Below are 21579 nucleotides of genomic sequence, written 5' to 3'. Positions count from 1 at the left end.
CACCTGGTTTTGATTTGGACATCTTACCTGAAACTTACTGCGGCAAAGTGTGTTTGCCGCAGCTGGATGCAAATTTATAAATTTTTGGAATCCCCTAACACACGCAGGTCAAAGCCTGCTTTGACCCAAGCATCACGCGGGAGGCAATTTTTTGTATCAAATACAATTTTTGAACGAACTAGATTAGCTGTCTGTTTTGGATCGAGAATCTTAAATTCATCGTGCTCGGTTAAAATGAGGATGATATCCGCATTTTTTAATGTTTCTTCAAGCTCCAATGATTGCTGTGGTAATTTTGCTTCATTGATATGCGGATCAAAAGCAGTCAGATCAAGATTTAGCTCATTTAAATGGTGAACGACCTCAACGGATGGACTTTCCCTCATATCGTCAATGTTCGCTTTAAACGATAAGCCCAAAACAGCCACTTTTGGATTTTTAATTTGATGCTGATTGGCAATCGCTTTAACCTGATTCGCCACATAAAGCGGCATCGAATCATTCGTTTGCCTTGCAAGGTGAATGATTTTTGCATTTTCCGGATCCTGCTCGACAAGGAACCATGGATCGACCGCAATACAATGGCCTCCCACGCCGGGACCTGGAAGGTGAATATTGACGCGCGGGTGATGATTGGCAAGCTTAATGGCCTCCCAAACGTTGACGCCAAGATTTGCACTGACACGTGCCAGCTCGTTAGCGAAGGCAATGTTTACATCACGGAATGTATTTTCAATCACCTTAACCATTTCAGCGGTTGTCGCATCGGTTAAGAAAATTTCCCCTTTCACAAAAGCACGATATAGGTCTCGCGTTTTTTCTGAGGATTCCTCATTAATACCGCCGACAATCCGGCTGTTATTGACAAGCTCTTCAAAAACCCGGCCTGGAATAACTCGTTCAGGTGAGTGGGAGACAAGCAACTCTGTCCCGATTTCAAGTCCGCTTTCTTTTAGAATCGGCATCATCACATCCTCAACTGTTCGCGGTGGAACGGTCGATTCTAGAATGACGAGGTTGCCCTTTTCAATATAAGGAACAATCGACTTGGTGGCTGCTTCCACATATTTCATATCAGCCGTTTTATCCGGGTTGATTGGTGATGGCACTGCGATAATAAAAACATCCGCTTTTTCCGGAGTTGTTGAAACGGTTAGATTGCCGCTGTCAATTGCCGCATTAAGGCGCTCTTGCAATCCGTTTTCTTCTATATGAAGCTGTTTATGCTGGATTTTTTCGACGGCCGCCGCATTTACGTCTACCCCGTGGACATGCAGGCCATTGTTGGCAAACATAACGGATGTTGGTAAACCAATATAACCGAGACCAACGACACATATTTTATTCATCAAGTAACTTCCTTTCCAACCATACTTTAAATAACTATATTCTTATATAAAACTTTGACGATAGGATCTACCCGCCAGAACGTATGACGATTAAATTTTACATCTAATTGTAACAAAAATCATGATTAAAAGAAACTATCAGCCACAAACGATGTCGATTTTTACGCTTTTGTTCAATTGTTCACTTAATATTAGTTAATTTATGTTTTTTTTGCAAAACCCATATGTCGTTCCATGCAACCATTTTATTCTTAGCAGAAGTAGATGGTTAATAATAAAAGCGAAACCGTATAGACTAGTTTCGCTTTTTATTAATTATATGTTGTTATTTAATCCAGGCTCCATCACTGCCGATTACATATCCATCAATGGTTGTGTCTTTGGCCATTGAACCGTCGGAATTTAGGAAATACCACTGGCTGCCGGAATAAAGCCAGCCTGTAGTCATTGCACCGCTAGCACCTAGGTGATACCATTGATTCTTCAAAGATAACCAGCCGGTTTTCATAGAGCCATTTGAATTTAAGTAATACCATGTACCACCATTTTTTAGCCAGTCCGTTTGCATTACACCATTAGAATTCATGAAATACCATGTATTTCCATCTTTTTGCCAGCCAGTTTTCATTGCGCCAGCTTTATAGTAATACCATTTTCCACCAGATAAAACCCAGCCGTTTTTGCCATTCTCTATTCGTTTTGAACCGATATAAGTATTTGTATAATATGACTCTGATAAAGAACTAATTTTTACTCCGTTACTAGAAGCATGGACAAACTTCTCGCCGCCTAAGGAAATACCGACGTGTGAAGCCCCAGCTTTATATGTACTGAAGAAAACTAGGTCGCCTTTCGTTAAATTACCTTTTGAAACGGCTTGGCCTTTCGTGTATTGTTCTGCGGCCGTCCGAGGCAAGGTAACTCCAGCTTGCTTATATGTATAGCTTGTAAACCCAGAGCAATCAAACCCGCTCGGAGACGATCCTCCCCACACATATGGTACGCCTATATATTCAAGAGCTATGTCTGTAACCTTATCTCCAACAGATGCCGCTTCTGCTTTTTGTCCGCCGATTATTCCCCCGAAGAGTAAAGAACATGATAGTAAACCACTAATGACTAACTTCTTCATGATGACCTCCTTGTTTCTTTTTCTCTCTCTTTTTGTTAATACTAGTATCTCATAAAAGTTACTAGAGTTAATTTACAGTTAGTTATTAATAATATTACAGGAGTGTTTCAAAAACTGACCTTATTCGACTTTTTGTCGTATTTTTCAGAAAAATAGTAAAAAAACAGGCAAAATGGCCTTTCGATTTTATGACTATGAAACTATTGAATTTTGGGACTGCTGCATTTTATGTGTCGAATGATGTCAAATATTATGTAAGTTGACCTGTTACTTTATGACTATTTTCTGGGGAAAAGGGGCGGAGCGCCGCATAAACGAATCGGTATAACCAGTCGGAAGTGAAAATATAAAATTCGTATTTTGAATAGGTGATGCGGAGCTCTGCTCACACCGCCTTTATAATGCGGGTGTATTACTCATATAAAATATATTTCAATTCATGGGTTGGGTGTTGAAACACATGTTAGTTTTTTATGAAAATAAAACGGAACCAGCCTCCGATGAGGTGGTTCCGTATTGTCCTTTATAGGGCGCCTTTTTATCCTAGAGCATTGCTCCGTCTTTTCCTAAACGATATTTGCCAATCGTAGTGTTGGCTGCCATATGACCATCGCTGTATAGGTAATACCACTTCTTGCCGACTAATACCCAGCCGGTTTGCATCGCTCCGCTGTTGTTCATGTAGTACCACTTGCCTCCGGTCGAAACCCAGCCCGTTTGCATCGCGCCGCTAGAGTCGAGGAAGTACCACTTGCCGCCTGTAGACAACCAGCCGGTCTTCATATCTCCTGCTGGATTTAAGAAATACCACTTGCCGCCCGTGGAAAACCAGCCGGTTTGCATCGCCCCGGATTGGTTGAGGTAATACCATTTGCCGCCTGTTTGCAGCCAGCCGATTTGCATGACACCTGATTGGTTAAGGTAATACCATTTACCGCCTGTTTGCAGCCAGCCGGTTTTAAGCGACCAGTCGCCATTGAAATAATACCATTTGCCGTCTAAGCTTTTCCAACCATAATTGGCGGCGAAACTGCTAAATTCATTAGCAATTTGCGCAATTTTGCTGGCCCACGCTTCGTCGGTTGAGTATTGATGATAGTTGGAATTAAACCGCATGTTATCGAGTGTCGGCTGCTCGTAAGGGTCGAGAGAATTCTTCATAAACGTATTCCTATTAACATACGTTTGATTGATAAAAATCGCTCCAGCCACAATTCCGCTGCTTTTTGTAGAATAATCATAGGCATCTGTAAGTGGGCGAAGATCATTTGCATTGATACCATAATAATTGTATTTATTTGCAACAATTCCTGAGATACCCCAGCGTGTCTCTAAGCCTGAATGTGCGACAAGGTAAATCGCATTTAAGCCAGTTTGGTTTTGGGCTTCAATATAGGAAGATCCCATACCTGTCATTAACGTATTGGCCCATTTGGTTTTATAGTTAATGAACTGGTTAATAGCATTAACGGTTACATTCGCTTTCGTGTTTAATGGGGTAAAAATGGAAAGATTATTAGTGGTTGTTCCTTCTTTTCCAAATTCATATGGGATGACATTGCTGCCACCTTGTATAGTCATATACGTTTCATTTTCAAGATACCAGTTGTAAATCCAACCTTGTTTCTTTCCGTCAACTGTTTGGATTTTGTAATATTTCGTGTCAGGTGATACATCTAGAACAAATACCTTTGAGTTATTCTCTATAACACCGGTAATCGGCTTCGAGCCATCTGGAAGGTCTCGTAGATTTCTCTCCTTTTTCACCAGCCAGGTTTGATTTTTAATATTGCTGTTCAAGTAGGCTCTGTGAACCCAGCCTTCTCGTCCATCTTTCATCCGTATTTTTGCGGCATAATCCTTTTCGCTGAGGATGGTCACCTTGTCGTTATAAGCTAATTCCGCATAGCGCTTATAAGTTGGTTTTAAATGAATTTGATAGTCTGAGAGCTCTTCGAAACTCCGATAGACTGGCAGTTTGATTGAAGTGACGATCATATTCGGCTGCTCAGCGGCCTCTGCTTTGTTCCATGATACGCCGTAAAAAATCCCGAATAATAAAGCAAACATTAGCAAACTACGAATTATTCTATTTTTCAATTTGTTTCTCCTCTCACTTTATATTTCGTTTTCTATTATTTAGAGTATCATAGATTCCAGCCATTTCCACGTATTTTTATTTGGAAAATGGCTTAAAGCCTTTTGTCCGCTATCATTGGCATAAATGTCAATAATTGTACAAATAGTCACCACCGTCTCCATACGACATTTTTGTAAAATGAAGGTAGTATGTGGGGGAATTCTACGCAGTTTAGCTTACCAATGAAGTTTTTTTACAGAGAGGATGTGCATCATGGCTTATAAGCCACGAACTGAGCGGGAAGATATAACGATATTAAGAATATTAAACACGAGTATGAATTTGTCTGAAGAAGACAAGTGGAACTATTTTAGGCTTAAAAAGGGCTTCGCAGGCGAATTGATGTTTGATTCTTTAACGGAAAAGATTCAGAGCGAATGTTTGATTCTAAATGATTTACTCCTTGAGTTAAACAATTCGAAATTCCAAATTGACACTTGTATTATTCAAGACACTATATACCTTTTTGATGTTAAAAATCATGAGGGTGATTATTGTTATGAAAAAGGCGATTTCATTTTAATGAAGAATGGAAAGTTAATGCAGAATCCACTAGACCAATTAAACCGCTGTGAAACCTTATTTCGCCAATTGCTTCAGAAATATGGTTATAAACTCCCCGTAGAAGCTTGGGTTGTGTTTATTAACCCCGATTTTACCCTTTATCAAGCACCTAAAGATAAACCTATCATTTATCCAACACAGTTAAATACCCTAATGAAAAAATTAAATAAGTGGACGGGAAAAATTAATGGTAAACATAAGAAGCTTGCAGATCTTTTAATTTCTTTGCATCAAGTAGAATCTCCCTATCCAAGAGTTCCCCATTATAATTATGAAGGGCTGCGAAAAGGCCTGACCTCTGCTTGTTGCCAATCATTTTCGGTTTCTGTTAATGGACGGATTGCTGTTTGTGATGATTGTGGCAGCAAAGAGGGGATTGATGCTGCTGTGCTGCGAAGAGTGAAGGAATTGAAACTACTTTTTCCGGAGCGGAAGATAACTACTAATGGGGTTTGGGAGTGGTGCGGTGGAATTTGTTCAAAAAAAGTAATTAAGAGAGTTCTCATTCAAAATATGAAATCAATGGGTTATGGCCAATGGACCTATTATGAGTGATAGACTGATTGATTGATTTTTGCAACTTTTAATATTTATATCTGATTAATATATTCTAATTTGAAAGCCATTAATGCTATTGGATACAATTCTTTTGTATATTTGGGGGAGAACGGGTTCAATACGTTCAATTGGATACCTTTCTTGCAATTTTTCCGGGTAAACGGGTTCCAATACTGCCGATTGGATACCCTATCCACGGTTTTTTGTGCGGTTCGGGCTCCAATAAGCTCGATTGGATACCTTTCTTGCTACTTTTCCGGTTGAACGGGCTCCAATACTGCCGATTGGATACCCTTTCCACGACTTTTTTGTCGATTCGGGCTCCAATAAGCTCGATTGGATACCTTTCTTGTTACTTTTCCGGTTGAACGGGCTCCAATACTGCCGATTGGATACCCTATCCACGGTTTTTTGGACGGTTCGGGCTCCAATAAGCTCGATTGGATACCTTTCTTGCTACTTTTCCGGTTGAACGGGCTCCAATACAATTTAAAAACTGCATTCCAATTGCTTTGAAAAACCAAAACGGGCACTCAGTGCCCGTTTCATTTATTCCCCTGCCGCTAGCAGCTTATTCACTTTTTCAAGATCTTCTAATGAATCGATTTCGTAGCTGTCATTTGGGTGAATCTCCTGTAGATGAACATTCAAGCCGCTTAGGTTATTCTTAACGATTTCATCCCACCAGAAATCCTTAAAGTTACCGCCTTCGACGGCTTCCTCCAGTTTTCCAACAATATACCTGCCATCCTCCTCGGACCAGTAGGAAACGCCGCAAAGAATGTACTCATGATTACCATCGCCGACTTCAATATCCGTTACCTTATATTGGTCGTTATAGCGGATCATCCACTCTGCTTTAAAATCCGGCTTGCGTGCGCTAAAATACATCGAGGTTTTCGGACTTTTCAACAAGAAATTGTGATGCAAGTAGACATCGGCATCAATCACATACGTATCGTGGAGGTACTCCCTAACTAAATACATCGTGTACATATTGTTGTAAATTTCGTATTTATCATTGTGAACGAGCGTAACGCCGTACTTCTCTTTTAAATACTCGAATTTTTCCGCTAAATAGCCGGTGACGACAATGATTTCGTCGACGCCTATTTCTTGTAAATATTCAACCTGCTTCTCGAGCATCGGTTTGCCGTTTACGACGGTTAGTGATTTAGGTGTTGTTAACGTTAATGGCCGTAATCTTGTGCCCATTCCTGCTGCAAGTAGAATTGCTCTCATTTATGCTGCTCTCCTGCCTTTACGTATAGTCATCCACTTTAGTTCTTCCGGATTGGCGACGGTAATAATCGAGCCAACTAAAACCATTATACTAAAAAAGACAATCTTTGCGGTAACTGGTTCCTTCAAAATGATAAAACTTAAAAATATCCCCCAAGCAGAATAAGAAATATTCAAGGCCATTGCCCGGGTTGGTCCTATTACATAAATTGCATTGTAATAGAACACATACGAAGCCGTTCCGGAAAGGGCAATCACGGCAATGAAGAGCATCTCGCTGCTCTTTAGCACGGTTCCGACAAGCGGATAGGCATTGAAAAATGGTAAAATCAATACGCCGTAGGTTACGGCGGAAACTAATTGACGAATCTGCAAGGCTTGCTCCGGCGTAATTTCATCGTCCTTCATTCCGTATGCAAGAATAACACATTCCATTCCCCAGCCAAAAATGCTTAAAAGAATGAATGAAAATCCAAGAATGTAATTTTGAGAGGGTTCTCCCCCGGCAAATCCTAACAAAAAGATAAATAGGATACTGATAAACAAGCCGATCCAGTTTTTTACCGTTAATCGATCCTTTAGTAATATGAAGGCGAAAAAAGCGCCAACCGCAGGATAAACGGCGGAAATAGAACCGGCTAACGATGAACCCAAATATTTAACGGCAAGCACGTAACCCGTCATCCCAATCGGTCCACCTAGAAGTGCGCCGAGCATAACAAACCGACCGCTTCTTGTACGCAGCTTTTTAAACGGAGCCCTAAATTCTCTTCTAATCGTCATATATAGCATCATCCACAAGCTCGATAACATATCGTGGAAAAATGTACTAACTAATGGCGCTAGAAAAACCACCATTTCCGTTGAGTTAAACATTGATTTAGATAAAACGATTCCGATTAAAAGCGTGTCAAGCGCCCAAGTAATCCCCGAAGCCAGCCCAAAGAATACACCTTTACTTTTTATATTCATACGTCATCTCCCGAATCAAGTCGTGTTCTAAATTCTTCCTGCATCTTGCTAAAAGGTCGGGCCCGTAGGTGCCAAAGTCGTCACCTTTTGCTTCTTTGATAACGGTCCAGATCGTCCAAAGGAAATCTTGGAAAATTTTATTCATAATCATACGCTGTTGAATTTCAAGTGATACTTCATCTTCCTGGAAATAAAGTGTTAAAAACAGTTCCTCTTCTTCTGGTGAAAAGTCACTTTCCATCGCATGCCAGGCAAGGTCCCACATCGGATCATTCATACCGCTGTACTCCCAGTCAATCAGATAAAGTTTATCCGCACCGCTTTTGACGATGTTTTGCGGAAGCGCATCGTTATGACAAGGCGCAAGAGCAATATCCATTCCTTGGTAAATTTCTTTCAAGACCATTACGTGAGCCTTCGTTTCTTCATAATGCTCATATGGGTGGGCATTTGCTTCCTGCATCAACCGCTCGTACTCTTCGATTTTTTCAAAAACATCAAAGCGGCCGGCCATTTCTAGTCCTGAAAAGTGCAGAATTCTAAAGTTTGCTGTTGTCAGCTCCATGATATCCTGGCGTTTCGCCATTTTAGGGGTCAGTGTTTCCGCCTCCGGAATCAATTCGGCAATTTTTACGCCCGATTCTTCATTAAAATAAACCAGCTCCGTATCAATACCCAGGTTACTCGCAAGCGCCGCATTGAACTTTTCCTCTTTTCGGTTAATCATCGATTCAGTCCCGTTCCCCGGAATCCGAAGCACGTACTCTTTGCCTTGAATCACTACTTTAAAGTTTTTATTCGTCATCCCGCCAAATGGCTGAATGTCCTCAATATCCTCATAGGCCAGATTAAGAGCCTCCATCAGGTGGCTTTTGATCCAAATTTCCCTGAATACGGCCTCTTTTCGCTTCAGCATCGGATAGATTTTTTCGGTGACGATGTTATAGTGCTGCAAGCTGTCAATTTCACCCCAGATAAGATTGTGAATTTCCAAATAGCCAATATTGTAGTGCCTGGAAATATCTAATAGCATATACTCATAATGCAGCAATGGATTCCGATTATTTAGCTGATATTCACTGACCATCTTTGTATACACTTCATAGGAAAGCTTACTGATTCCAATCATTTCACCATCGACATGATTGAATTGGTGAATATCCTTTGAAATTTTATGAAGATAACCGTTTTTAATTTCAACAAATGCCTCGTCTCCGGAGCCGCTTTCGTTGGTGATGAGGACACAGTCGCGCTGCGGATGGGCAAGGATTTCCTTAATTGCCCGCTCTTCAATGAGAATATCATCTTCTATTAATAGAAAATCATTGGCAATATAGGGCTGGGCCGCCGCCAAAGAAGCCATCGAGCCGGTCCATTTATATTTTTTATTTTCAACAAATGTCAGATGATTAAATTCAGGATATTCCGCGAATGTTTCCGGTTTGTAGCCGGTAACAATAACAATGTCATTGATGCCATTTTCCTGCAAAATATCAATATTTCTTTTTAGCAAAGTGATTTCATCAATCGCCATTAGTCCTGCTGGTTTGTTGAAATCTTTTCTCATTCCCGCTGCTAAAATCACAGCCTGTTTAATTTCCGTTAAAGGGTCCTGATGAATATTCACCTTTTTGTGATGGTAGGCCTCGATGCCGCTTTGCAGAAAATTAATTCCTTTTTGTGTTAGAAAATAGCTGATATTGCGGCCTTTTTTTTCGCTAAAAATATAGTCGCCAAACGTTAAATCATGGATAAGGTAATTCACCTTGCCGATCGAAATACCGCATATTTCCGCCAGTTTCTTTTGATTCAAGTTAGCATTTTTATTAATTGCCTCTAATATTTGAAATAAGTGTTGTTCCATTGGGGAACCCCCTCCGATAAGTTCAATAATTGAATGTATTTCCATTTTAGCGCAACAAGATCAAACTGTAAATAAAAAAGTTTCCAATAGGAATAGTATTTGCCTCTTTAATTGAAAATAAAAAGGGGCCGCGCATTTGACTGCACAGCCCTTTTTGAATATTACTTATATACAGGAATATCAAAGTACAATGTATACGAACTTAATGAATCGTAGACTTTTTTAATATTATTTACCTGCTTTACCGACCAGCCAATATCTGTTGCATATTGATGCCATGGGACATTTGGATTCCATCTCATTTTATAAAGGGTATTCTGCGGATCTTTTGCAGCATTTATATAGCCATCGCCAATGAACGCTGCCCCCCCGATGATGGCATCTTCAGGTGTAAACCAGCCCTTCTTATAAGCGGTTTGCGCCCCGCATGTTTCGGGACAGGTGTCAATCGCACCAATACCGAACATATTATAAACTGTCACGGGTTTATCAAGCTTCTTCCCATCGACCGTGTCAACAACGATACCATTAGCGAGATTCGATTTCCCGTTGCCAGTCTCAAGCAAGGCATGAGCGACGAGGTAAACCTCGTTCACATTATTTTGCTTGCCTGCTTTCAGGAATGCCTCTCCTTTTCCTGCTAAGATGCCTTTTCCAAGAAGGACTTTGGCATTTAAATCCTGAGCCGTCGTTCCAGCACTTTTATTTAATAGAAGGAATTGGAAGTACTCTGGATCTGTTGGGCTAAAGGTAGTTGGATTCAAATAATAAGCAACATCCGTCGATTTTGCATTCCGCCAAGTAACATACGCAATTTCATACCAAGTTCCCACTTGTGAAACAATCGTTACCTGCGCCCCTTGCTTCAGCGTTCCGTAAACAAAGGCATTATTATTTGTATCTTCGCGAACATTTAGTGAGGTCCCTGTCACAACACCCTTCTTAGGATCCTTTGCATCTTGTAAAACAAAATCCGAACTAACATATGCTTTGTTATTTCTATATTTATCTGTTTGCGGACTTTGCTTCATTTCGATATCAAGCATTTGCTCAAAGGTTAGATTGTAATTGGTTGTTTGGATAACCGGTCCAGTATTTAAGATGCCATTCTCGAAAAAGTTATAGAGCTTACCGTCGATAACCTGCTCGCCGGTCACCATTTTTCCATTTGGATCAAAATAGTACTTCTTGTTATCCAAGTCCAGCCAGCCAATGGTCATTGCTCCGCTTTTATTCAAATAATACGTTTCCGCTTTATCGGTTAACCAGCCGGTCTGCATAATGCCATCATTGTTCAAAAAATACTTTTTCCCATTATCTAAAATCCAGCCAGTTGTCATCACTCCGCTGCTGTTCATAAAGTACCAATTGTTATTATCTAAGAGCCAGCCCGTTACCATCGTACCGTCAGAGCCTAGGTAAAACTTTTTCGCACCATCAGTCAACCAGCCTTTATAGGCAGCTCCTTCGCTCCCAAAATAATACCACTTCGATTCAATCTGCTTCCAGCCACTAGCTGTTTGCAGTGCCCCATCGGTTCCGAAATAATAGATTTGATTATCAATGGTTTGCAAACCCGTTTGCATTTTTCCATCGGGACCAAAATAATACTTATTACTGCCTTCGGTCAGCCAGCCCGTTTGAATAAAGCCCTCTTCGGAAAAATAATACTTATTGCTTCCGTCGACTAACCAGCCTTTGTGTTTGTTGCCATCTTTATCGAAATAGATGATAATGGAGCCGTCGCGGAACCAGCCTGTGATTGGGTTGGTGTTCAATGCCCCAGAGGCAGAAAATACGTAGGGCTCGCCGTCAATATATTTTTGGCCAGTGATCATTTCACCGCTTGGCTTTAGGTAATATTTTAATTTGTTGTCTTCAATCCAGCCGGTCTTCATCGCACCGCTTGAGTCAAGGAAATACCAGTTATTCGCATTGGCTAACCAGCCCGTTTTCATTGCACCGCTGGTGTTAAGAAAATACCATTTTCCGCCATTTAATAACCAACCTGTCTTCATCGCGCCGCTTGGCTGAAGGAAGTACCACGTATTGGCGTTAAGCAGCCATCCTGTTTTCATTGCACCGCTTGAATCGAGAAAATACCAGGTATTACCGTCTTTCAGCCAGCCCGTTTTCATCGCACCACTTTTTTTATCAAGAAAGTACCAGCGATTTTTGTCTAACAGCCAGCCTGTCTTCATGACACCATTGCTGCCTAGAAAATACCAGCTTTTATTATCAAGGACCCAGCCTGTTACGTTCTTGCCTGCAGTGGTCTGATAGTACCAATTATTGTTCTGATACTTCCATGTATAACTACCAGCAGCGGTAACCCCGGAAGCTGTTGAAGAAAACAGCATGGTTGCCAAAGCGAAAGCTGCGATACGTTTTTTCTTCACTATTTTTCCTCCCAGAATAATTCTCTCTCTCTTAAACTATTTTTTACTACTCTTCTATTCTCTCATTTTGTGACAATTTTTCAACTAAAATTTGAAAAACATGTCGATTTTAGTAATTTTGTATCCCTCCTCAACATAAAAAGCGGGCAGATTGCTCTGCCCGCCTACATGGGTGTCAGGCACCTTTTCCCTTTTAATGGAAGAAGGTGCCAGGCACCAGTATTATTTAATCCAAACGCCGTTATTGTCTACTTTGTAGCCGTTGATGGTTGTGTTGACAGCTAGTTGACCGGAGTTGTTGAGATAGTACCATTTTCCGCCAACCAGTTTCCAGCCTGTTGTCATGTCACCATTTGCGTTAAGGTAGTACCATTTGCCTTTTAGGGCAACCCAGCCGGTTTTCATTATGCCGCCAGAGCCAAGATAATACCATTTGCCGCGGTCAAGGACCCATTGGTTTTCAGCCATCGCGCCGCTCTTGGTTAAGAAGTACCATTTGTTATTGTCTTTTAACCAGCCTGTCTGCATTTTTCCGTCTTGGCCAAGGTAATACCATTTATTGCCTTCCTTAAACCATTTGGTTGCTTTGACACTGTTTTTATAGTAGTACCATGAACCGTCCTCTTGCTTCCAGCCTGTGACATTTGCCCGATTGATCGCGATTTCCTTGACTGTTTCGTTGCCTGACAGGTCAAGAAGCTTTAAGGTAATTTTGTTGACGCCTTTTTTAAGCGCTACTTTTACTTCAACATTATCATTGGCAGGTTTCAGAACATCTACAGGACCGACGATTGCTTTTTCATATTCATGATTATCGTCAACGAATAATGAAAGATAGTTGAAGTTATCCTTTAGGTTAAGCTTCAGGGTAGCTTTATCGGTTTTTTCTGGAACAACCGTTGGTGCACTCACATTGATTTGTGGTGCAGTCGTATCAATAAACACCTTACGGGAAATCGATGATGTGTTGTTCGATTTATCTACGGCCTTGACGATGACGTCGTAGTAACCATCCTTCGCAAATGTTGTTGTCGTTGAAAACTCATACCCTCCTGGTCCCGAATGGGTGAATTTGGTCTCTTTACCGTTAACCGTCAATGATTTTAGTCCTACTTCATTAATTACCACGCCTGAAACAGGAACTTCTTTCGAATTATAGGCACCATATGGCGTGGTTGAAAAATTGATAATGATTGGGTCCCCTTCTACATCGCCAAAAGTAACGGTATCGCCGCCAAAGTTATAAGCATAGTCAACGGCAAGAACATCAATCGAAGATCCCTCCGGAACATCGGTTAACTTATAGCTTTTCTCATCTCCAGACAATTCATCTATGAATTCGCCATTTACAAAAATACCATAGGCTTGGACGCCAGAACCTTTCTCAACCGTTTTCCATTTAACACGAGAGGTGTTCGGGTCGAAGCTTGCGGTTACTTCCGGAGCAGTTGTATCAACGTAAACTGGAATGTCTTTTGTTTGATAACCGGCACCTTTGTAATCAATCACTGATTTCACTTGGTAGTAATACAAACCGTCTTTAACCGCTTGGCCTTTTACAGTCCCATCCCAAATGCGATCGTAATTATAGGAGAATGGCATACCGTACCCATCATCAAAATAGGTCTTAAATACGTTCTTCTCCAATTTAACCCGACGAAGTAATTGTTTGTTACCGTCTAGAATGTTAACTTGAACCTCGGCTGCATTTCGTAAAAATGCTGGGAGAACATTGATATCATCCTGCATCCAGTCGCCGTTTGGTGAGATGGCATAAAAACCTTTGTCAGGAACAGGCGCAGTGAACCAGTCATCTGACAACATATCATGGACAGGAAATTCTTCTTTATTCCCATCTTCATCTTCCCAATCAAACATGCCTTGAAGATCATAGAAGCGCGATTCTCCAAAATCTTTAAAGCCGTCAAGAATCGATGGGCGGTCCCATTTACCGTAGAAGCCTACATATGGAATGGTCAGGTCAGGGCTTAGTTCTTTCTTGCCGGCCACATTCTTATCAGCATCTATTAATCTAACAAAGCCTTCAACAAACATATCTTCCTTAAGGGCAACAGTCTTTTTGTTCCCTTTCGTGTCAATAGCAGGAACCTTTGCCTTACTAATATCCACCTTGATGGTGATATCTTTCGTTGCTCCGGCTGGAATGGTAACTGTTGCCGGACCGTCAATGAGTGCCCCTTCAAGATTACCGGCGATTAGGGCATTAGTTGCTTCCCCATCTTTATTTTGCTTTTGAGTATCGGCCAATACATCAGTTTTTACTGTATATGTTACATCCTTCTTTGATACGTTTTTAGCGGTAAGTGTCATGGTGAATTGTTTCGACGTAAAGTCTTTTAATTCTACCTTTGCTTGACCGTTGCTTTTATTGACAACATATACAGGTGTGTTCACCGCATTGTAGGTCTGCATCATTCCTGCACCTTGGAGTCTTGGTGAGAACGGCTGCCCATTTGCATCGTCAATAATTTTTGCTGTGTTCATTAATAATGTTTTAGCTAAATGAGTACGGTCACTGACTGAAAGACCTGTGAAGCGCTTGTCCTTTTGCAGGTATTGCTGGACAAGGGCTGCGCCGCCGGCTACATGTGGAGCCGCCATTGATGTACCGCTCATTTCACCATATTGGTTATCATTTAAGGTTGAAATGATTTTCCCGCCAGGTGCTGTAATTTCCGGTTTTAATTCAAGGCCCGGTGTTGTTCCCCAAGAGGAAAACTCGGTGATTCTTCCTGAGTCTGGGTTTTGCTGTTTATCCAGCTGCTTGATTTTCAAAGAAGTATGTCCGGCTGCAATTGCTGCTTCCAGCGACTGACCTTCTTTTTTCGAAATTAACATAAACGGAATATCAAAGTCGCCTTGGTTTTTATAGAATGTTGAGCTTCCGGTATCATAGACGATAATGCCGACAGCACCTGCTTCAGCGGCAATCCATGCTTTTTCCGCAAATGAGATTTCGCCGCGTTGAACAAGAACCACCTTGCCAACGACATCGACATCTTCATAATCTTCCCAATCACCAAATCCTCCGTTTAGACTGACTACTTGTAAATCTTCACTTACAGCTGCCACATTCGTCCAATCGTCCGTCCCATAACCAACACCAGTGAATCCGTCAACCGTGATCGCATGCTGGTATAGGGTTGAAATATTATTCGCCGCTGCAACAGAAATTCCATCCGGATTTAATCCCGGTGCTTCAACGACTCCGATATCCGGGTTTTTGTAGTACGGATTACCCCAGCCGTATGAAATCGTTCCTGAGTTTCCGGCAGACATTGAGCACACAATCCCATTATTGGTTGCTCTGGTAATCGCTACATCTTCTGCACTATCTTTCGAATAAAAAGAAGCCACTTCACCAAGGCTCATATTCAATACATCGGCACCAAGCTTGATCGAATCATCAATGGCGGCAAGGTACACATCTGACCAGGTCGAAGGGAAAAGAATATCATTACTAAATACCTTCATCGCCAGAACCTGTGCTTCCGGAGCCATCCCTTTAACACCGCCATGTTCTTCGTCACCATTTGCGGCAACGATCCCGGCGACATGCATCCCGTGCATGCCAGTGTCATATCCTTTATCAATGATCGTGTCATTTTGGTCGAAGTAGTTATAGCCGTATGGTACTTTCTTGGTATAAAACTTCCCCTTTAATTTATCCTTCTTCACAATTTGATTAACATCATTCTTGTTTAATCCTGCTGTTGAAGCATCTGTTAAAACAAAGTCTTTATGACTTGGGTCCACCCCTGTGTCGATGACGGCGACTACCATTCCCTCGCCTTTTAATCCTGCATCTGCCCAAGTTTCAGGTGCTTGAACAAATGATTTACTTGTTTTCAGGTCAGGTTTTACCGGACGCTTGTATTCATTTGCTAAATAAACGTGTTTTACACCTTCGACGGCTTCAAGCTTCTCCATATCGCCAAATGCGATTTCACCGCTGAACCCGTTAAAGGCAGTTGAGAAGTGGTTTTTATATTTAAGCTTAACACCTTTGGCCTTAATTTTATCCTTCACCGTTGCTTGCTGTTTTTCAAGATTAACAGTCATGGAGTCTTTGATGCTTTCTGATAAATCCTTGTAAAGTTTTCCTTGCTTTGTTGCTAACTCAACGGGTGTTTCCCCTTCTACTTCAACAATGACCCGAACCTGTTCTGTCGCTTTGAACTTGTCTTTAAGTTTCTCGCTGAGCTTGTGGCGATTGTTTACTTTTAGATGCTGTTTAAACTGATTGACCATTGAAGCGTAATCTTTTTTTGCCGTTGGTGTTGGCGATGCTGCAGCAGCTGGTGCCACGTAAGCGACATTTGATAATACCAGCGCTGATGCCAACACATATGAAGTCATCTTCTTTTTCTTTTTCCATGACTTTAGGCTCATGCTTTTGCTTCCCCCTCTAAAATAACTAGCATACTTAAATTATTTCACTCAAGCAATTCGTTTCCAGAATTGTAGGAAAAATCTAAATGCTAATCCAATTTTAGTAGAGAGCAGGGAAACGGTCAATGTTTTTTTAGTAGAATAGTAGGAAATAGTAGCGAAATTTTGGCGGGATGGTGTCAGGCACCATTGAAGGGGCCAAAAAATAGTAAAAAGACGAACAGACCGAAATCTGTTCGCCTTAATAATAGAAGAAACTGATCTTATTTAATCCAAGCTCCGTCCTTGCCAAGCTTATAGCCATCAACAGTCGTGTTAGCAGCCATTACACCTGAACTATTGAGGTAATACCACTTGCCGTTGACTAGTTTCCAGCCAGTTGCCATGGCACCGTTACCATTGAGGTAATACCACTTGCTGCCATCTAATAACCAGCCAGTAGCCATCGCACCCGATTTATTTAGGTAATACCAAGTGTTGCCGTCTTTCACCCAGCCAGTGGCCATAGCACCTGATTTATTTAGGTAATACCAAGTGTTACCGTCCTTCACCCAGCCAGTGGCCATTGCACCCGATTTATTCAGGTAATACCAAGTGTTGCCGTCTTTCACCCAGCCAGTTTGCATTTTGCCGTCTTTAGCAAGGTAATACCATTTGCCGCCAGTCTGTACCCATCCGGTAGCTTTTACATCCTTCGTATAGAAGTACCATGAACCGTTTTCTAAGCTCCAGCCGTTTTTCACTTCTGGTTTTGGATCTGGCTTCGGATCCGGTTTTGGATCTGGTTTTGGATCCGGTTTTGGATCTGGTTTTGGATCCGGTTTTGGATCTGGTTTTGGATCTGGATCTGGTTTCGGATCTGGTTTTGGATCTGGATCCGGTTTTGGATCTGCATCCTTACGGTTAATGATAACTTCTTTAATTGTTTCATTTCCGGCAAAGTCAACTGCTCTTAGAGCGACTTTGTTTTCGCCTTCCGCTAATGGAACTGTTACTTTATAGTTCTTATTCAATGGAGCCAAGTAATCTACCGGGCTGATGAATGGTGTTTCAAACTCATGGTTTTCATCAACAAAGAAATTTATATAGTGATAGTTATCTTGTAAGTTGACATCAACTGTAACCTCTTTAACATTCTTATCCACTCTATCCGGTGCTGTCACATTGATAGTAGGTTTTGTTATATCCAAGAAGACTTTACGAGAAATCGAGAATGTCTTGTTGGAATGATCAGTTGCTTCAAAGATGACGTCAACTAACCCTTCATGATCAAACGTAGTTGTCGTCGAGAAGGCAAAGTTCCCTTTTGAATCCTTCGTTGTTGATACTACTTTTCCATTTACTTTGAACGATTTTAGACCAACATCCTCTGTTACATAACCTTTAACAGGAATTTCAAAGGTGTTGTAACCAGCATATGGTTCTGGGCCATAATCATCAAGGTAAATTTTCGGCAGACTTACATCGCCAATTGCAGCCGTGTCGGCTCCATAGTTATCAGCATAATCTCGGGCAACTACTTCGACAACTGCCTTTTTCGGTGGATTTACAAGCTGATATGAAGTTGTATTGCCATCGACTGTACCAGTAAGCACACCGTCTACGAAAATACTATACTGTTTAACGCCTGTTCCTTCTTCTACTGCATCCCAGGCGACAACAGATTTAGCTGGGTCGTAAGTGGCTGTAACTTTAGGCGCTGTGGTGTCAACATAGACTGGAATCTTCTTCGATTGCCATTCTGCACCCTTATAGCTGATAAGGGATTTGATTTCGTAATAATACAAACCATCCTTAACAACTTGACCTTTTACTTTTCCGTCCCATACACGATCTGCTTTTTGAGATGCCGGATCACCATTGCCGCCATCGTAAGCACTCTTGATCACTTGTGCTTCTGCTTTCATTCGGCGCAGGAAGTTGCCATCCTTGTCCAAGACATTAAATTGAACTTCTTCGACGTTGCGAAGGAAGGATGGAAAGACGTTGATATTATCAAGCGCACCATCTCCGTTCGGTGAAAACGGATAAAAATTCTTACCCGGAACAGGAGCAAGGTAATTTTTATCATTATTCGTCAGCATGTTTTGGACATCTTTAGGGAACTTCCTTGTAATGGTTGCTAAATCATAATAGGCTGTTTCACCAAGGCTTCTGAACCCATCGACAACTTGTGGACGATCCCACTTGCCATAGAAGCCGAGATATGGAACAGTCAGATTCGGTGCCTTTGAATTAGTGTCTTGTAAATTAACGGATCCTTCTACAAAAATATCTTCATGTAGGTCAAGAGCAATCTTCTTCCCGTCTTTATCAAACCCAGGAATTTTAGCATCCGAGAAGTCTACTTTCACGGTAAAGTCGACTGATTTTCCTGCTGGGACAGTGATGGTATCCGGTGCTTCTACTTTCGCACCTTCCATATCACCGGTAGCAAGAGCGTTCAGATCCGGTGCGCCTTCCTTGGCTTGTTTTTTAACCGCATCAGTTAATACGGTTGTGTTTACTTTGTACTTAACATCTTTATCGGAAACGTTTTTCGCTGTATAGGTCATTTCGAATTTCTTCGATTGGAAATCTTTTAATTCTACCTTCGCTTCACCGGTTGCCTTATTGACAACATATACTGGTGTTGTTACAGCAGAAAGGGTTTGCATCATCCCTGCACCTTCACGGCGAGGCGAGTACGGATGACCATCAACGTCATTGATAACTTTCGCTGTGTTCATTAACAAGACTTTAGCAAGCTTTGTGCGCTCACCAACTGAAAGCTGGCCGAAACGCTTATCTGCCTGCAAATATTGCTGTACTAATGCAGAACCGCCGGCAACGTGTGGAGTTGCCATTGAAGTACCGCTCTTAGTAGAGTATTTATCAGCGTTTACTGTCGAGTAGATACTTCCACCTGGAGCAGTAATTTCAGGTTTCATTTCCAAGGATGGAGTTGTTCCCCATGAAGTAAAGGTTGTCATCTTTCCTACTGTAGAGGTTTCTACTACCGCAGACTTTACAGTCAATGTTCTATTGCCTGCTGCAATTGCTGCTTCCAGTGCTGCACCGTCAGCTTTCGGAATCATCATAAACGGAATTTCCATACCGCCCTGATTATTTTGGATGGCATTATCATCATTGTAAACAATGATACCTGCCGCTCCGGCTGCATAGGCATTCTTCGTTTTATCAGCAAAGGTTACCGTTCCTCGTTTTACAACGACCACTTTTCCTTTAACATCTACACCTTGGTAATCTTCCGGATAACCAAGCTTGCCGCCAAGACTTACTAGCTCAAGATTGCCGTCCTTATCTGCGACCAGCCTTGTCCAGTCGTCTTGACCAAGACCCTCACTCTTGAATGTAGAATTCCCTATTAATGAAAGAGCATGCTTGTACAAGATAACACCGTTGTTAGATGCGGCAACAGAGAGAGCCTCCGGATAAATGGAAGGCGCGCCGACAGTACCAATATCAGGGTTTTGTGCGAGTGGAGTTCCAGTTGTACCTGTCAATCCATATCCGATATGCCCTGAGTTCCCGGCAGCTACGGCACAAACAATCCCATTGTCGACTGCCCGTTGAATCGCCAAATCTTCAGCACTATTTTCAGTGTAGAAAGAGGCGACATCACCAAGGCTCATATTTAGCACATCAGCGCCAAGTTTGATGGAGTCATCAATGGCGACTAGATATACATCAGACCATGTAGCAGGATAGATTGGGTCATTACTAAATACCTTCATTGCAAGAACTTGTGATTCAGGCGCAACCCCTTTAATTCCGCCATTCGCTTCGTCACCGTTAGCTGTAACAGTTCCGGCTACGTGCATACCATGCATACTTGTGGTTAAGTCAATGACGGTATCATTTAGATCGTAATAATTATAGCCATATGGTACCTTATCAGTATAAAATTTCCCTTTTAAGCCATTATCTTTTACAATCTTGCTAACTTTATCGGTAGTCAAATCTTCCTTGCTCTTATCTGTTAATTTAAAGTCACGATGCGTATGGTCGATCCCTGTATCAATAATGGAGACAACCATTCCCTCGCCTTTAAAGCCAGTGTCAGCCCATGTACTGCGGGATTGGATAAAGTTATGACTTGTTTTCATTTCCGGTACTGCTTGTGGACGTAAGTACTCATTCGCTAAATAAACATTTTTTACACCTGCAATCGATTCAATCTTAGCCAGGTCTCCATAGGTCACCTCACCACTAAATCCATTAAAGGCGGTTGAAAACTGATTTTTATATTTAATGTTGATTCCCTTAGCTTTAATTTTGTCTTTGACAGACTTTTGTTGATTTTCTACCTTAGTAGTAAGCTGGGATTTTTTATCGGCTGATAATTCTTTGTATAATTGGCCTTGTTTTGTGGCGAACTCTAGAGGTGTTTGCCCATCTACTTCAACGATCACACGAACTTTATCTGTTGCTTTAAGATTTGCTTTTGTTTTAACTGCTTTTGAATCTGTTGCGGTAAAGGCAGCAGGATCCATTGCCTCAAACTGTTTAATTTGCTTGATTTTTGATTCTAAATCGCCTGGTTTGTACGTGGCTGCAGTCGCTGACGAAACGAAACCAAGATTGGATAATACAAGCGCTGAAGCCAGTGCATATGTAGCTAATTTACGCTTACTTTTTTGATTCTTTTTACCCATTAACGTATTGCCCCCTTAATAATAGATGACTAGCATAAAAATTGTTTTTTTGTCTACTTCCCTCCTATTTAATCGAAAAAAATGAATATTACAAATATAATAGTAGTCTTTTAGCTTAGTATTGGTCAATAGAATATTCAGAAAATAGGGAAATTCTTTTCGCATTTTTCGACATATTCCTATCCAACCATTGGCCTAAATGAATTAATCATTTTTTTGCTCTCTTTTAATCTAGTAAAAATAAGGCGAACAGAATGATTCTGTTCGCCTTATTCTAGTAGAAACCAA

11 protein-coding genes are annotated in these 21579 nt (G+C 41.4%); 1 reads left to right on the top strand and 10 read right to left on the bottom strand.

Translation table 11 applies throughout. The annotated features are described in order from the left end of the window. Nucleotides 1-74 precede the first annotated feature (74 nt). The 3 genes from ACIQCO_RS03485 to ACIQCO_RS03475 all read right to left on the bottom strand — a co-directional run bounded on the left by ACIQCO_RS03485 (nt 75) and on the right by ACIQCO_RS03475 (nt 4581). Nucleotides 75-1352, bottom strand: a complete 1278-nt coding sequence (locus ACIQCO_RS03485) for a nucleotide sugar dehydrogenase (RefSeq protein ID WP_400426004.1) — start codon at nt 1350-1352, stop codon at nt 75-77. A 322-nt stretch (nt 1353-1674) separates the two neighbouring features. Continuing rightward, the gene (locus ACIQCO_RS03480) at nt 1675-2481 is read right to left on the bottom strand and encodes a C40 family peptidase (protein ID WP_400426002.1); all 807 of its coding nucleotides are present in this window, start codon (nt 2479-2481) and stop codon (nt 1675-1677) included. A 543-nt stretch (nt 2482-3024) separates the two neighbouring features. Beyond that, nucleotides 3025-4581 carry an SH3 domain-containing protein gene (locus ACIQCO_RS03475; protein WP_400426000.1) on the bottom strand — a complete coding sequence of 519 codons (1557 nt, stop codon included), beginning with the start codon at nt 4579-4581 and terminating at the stop codon, nt 3025-3027. Nucleotides 4582-4834: 253 nt separating this feature from the next. Between ACIQCO_RS03475 and ACIQCO_RS03470 the strand changes: the two genes are divergently transcribed. After that, a complete protein-coding gene (locus ACIQCO_RS03470; RefSeq protein WP_400425998.1) occupies nt 4835-5740 on the top strand; it encodes a nuclease-related domain-containing protein in 906 nt (301 codons plus the stop codon). A gap of 251 nt (nt 5741-5991) precedes the next feature. Here ACIQCO_RS03470 and ACIQCO_RS03465 read toward each other — a convergent pair whose 3' ends face one another. The 7 genes from ACIQCO_RS03465 to ACIQCO_RS03435 all read right to left on the bottom strand — a co-directional run bounded on the left by ACIQCO_RS03465 (nt 5992) and on the right by ACIQCO_RS03435 (nt 21291). Continuing rightward, on the bottom strand, nt 5992-6174 hold the full coding sequence (locus ACIQCO_RS03465; protein ID WP_400425996.1) for a hypothetical protein: 183 nt from the start codon (nt 6172-6174) through the stop codon (nt 5992-5994). A 118-nt stretch (nt 6175-6292) separates the two neighbouring features. Beyond that, nucleotides 6293-6985 (bottom strand): NTP transferase domain-containing protein, encoded by a 693-nt coding sequence (locus tag ACIQCO_RS03460; protein ID WP_400425994.1) that lies wholly within the window; start codon nt 6983-6985, stop codon nt 6293-6295. Then, nucleotides 6986-7957, bottom strand: coding sequence for a DMT family transporter (locus tag ACIQCO_RS03455; protein ID WP_400425992.1), 972 nt, complete (start codon nt 7955-7957; stop codon nt 6986-6988). Continuing rightward, nucleotides 7941-9821 (bottom strand): phosphotransferase, encoded by a 1881-nt coding sequence (locus ACIQCO_RS03450; RefSeq protein WP_400425990.1) that lies wholly within the window; start codon nt 9819-9821, stop codon nt 7941-7943. Before ACIQCO_RS03450 ends, ACIQCO_RS03455 begins: the two co-directional genes overlap by 17 nt. A gap of 161 nt (nt 9822-9982) precedes the next feature. Then, complete coding sequence (locus ACIQCO_RS03445) at nt 9983-12220, bottom strand: glucosaminidase domain-containing protein (protein ID WP_400425988.1); 2238 nt, start codon at nt 12218-12220, stop codon at nt 9983-9985. A 222-nt stretch (nt 12221-12442) separates the two neighbouring features. After that, a complete protein-coding gene (locus tag ACIQCO_RS03440) occupies nt 12443-16633 on the bottom strand; it encodes a S8 family serine peptidase (RefSeq protein ID WP_400425986.1) in 4191 nt (1396 codons plus the stop codon). 263 nt (nt 16634-16896) lie between these two features. Next, a complete protein-coding gene (locus ACIQCO_RS03435) occupies nt 16897-21291 on the bottom strand; it encodes a S8 family serine peptidase (RefSeq protein WP_400425984.1) in 4395 nt (1464 codons plus the stop codon). Between the last annotated feature and the right edge of the window lie 288 nt (nt 21292-21579).

This window comes from Neobacillus sp. NPDC093127, assembly GCF_044754175.1.
Taxonomy (GTDB): Bacteria; Bacillota; Bacilli; order Bacillales; family Cytobacillaceae; genus Neobacillus.
Note: the sequence above shows the minus strand (reverse complement) of the source record. Positions and strands in the feature narration are given on the sequence as shown.

What these genes read in the sequence shown, in the direction of transcription:
- ACIQCO_RS03480 (WP_400426002.1), bottom strand. Translation starts at nt 2,481, where the DNA reads ATGAAGAAGTTAGTCATTAGTGGTTTACTATCATGTTCTTTACTCTTC.
- ACIQCO_RS03470 (WP_400425998.1), top strand. Translation starts at nt 4,835, where the DNA reads ATGGCTTATAAGCCACGAACTGAGCGGGAAGATATAACGATATTAAGA.
- ACIQCO_RS03460 (WP_400425994.1), bottom strand. Translation starts at nt 6,985, where the DNA reads ATGAGAGCAATTCTACTTGCAGCAGGAATGGGCACAAGATTACGGCCA.
- ACIQCO_RS03455 (WP_400425992.1), bottom strand. Translation starts at nt 7,957, where the DNA reads ATGAATATAAAAAGTAAAGGTGTATTCTTTGGGCTGGCTTCGGGGATT.
- ACIQCO_RS03450 (WP_400425990.1), bottom strand. Translation starts at nt 9,821, where the DNA reads ATGGAACAACACTTATTTCAAATATTAGAGGCAATTAATAAAAATGCT.
- ACIQCO_RS03440 (WP_400425986.1), bottom strand. Translation starts at nt 16,633, where the DNA reads ATGAGCCTAAAGTCATGGAAAAAGAAAAAGAAGATGACTTCATATGTG.
- ACIQCO_RS03435 (WP_400425984.1), bottom strand. Translation starts at nt 21,291, where the DNA reads ATGGGTAAAAAGAATCAAAAAAGTAAGCGTAAATTAGCTACATATGCA.